Source organism: Streptomyces aureocirculatus, from assembly GCF_000720475.1.
GTDB classification, from domain to species: domain Bacteria; phylum Actinomycetota; class Actinomycetes; order Streptomycetales; family Streptomycetaceae; genus Streptomyces; species Streptomyces aureocirculatus.
Genome location: NZ_JOAP01000187.1, coordinates 1 through 282 on the forward strand (window position 1 = coordinate 1; position 282 = coordinate 282).

Sequence of the window (282 nt, forward strand, 5' to 3'; positions counted from 1 at the left end):
CCGATCCCGTGGTGGACTGAGCACGAAGGTTCACCTGGCCTGCGACGGACTCGGCCGTCCTCTCAGCTTCGTCTTATCGGGCGGCCAGGCCAACGACTGCACCCGCTTCGAGCAGGTGATGGGCTCGATCAGCGTGCCCAGAGTCGGGCCCGGGCATCCGCGGACCAGGCCCGACCGCCTGGTTGCCGACAAGGGCTACAGCTCTCGAAGGATCCGTGCCTACCTGCGACGACGCGGCATCCCGCACACGATTCCCGAACGCGTCGATCAGATCCCCGGCCG

The 282-nt window shown here is 67.7% G+C and carries 1 protein-coding gene; it reads left to right on the forward strand.

Annotated features, from left to right (window positions below; genetic code table 11):
- Positions 1–282: transposase (locus IG78_RS47420; protein WP_157856083.1), on the forward strand; the 282-nt coding region annotated here is incomplete at both ends.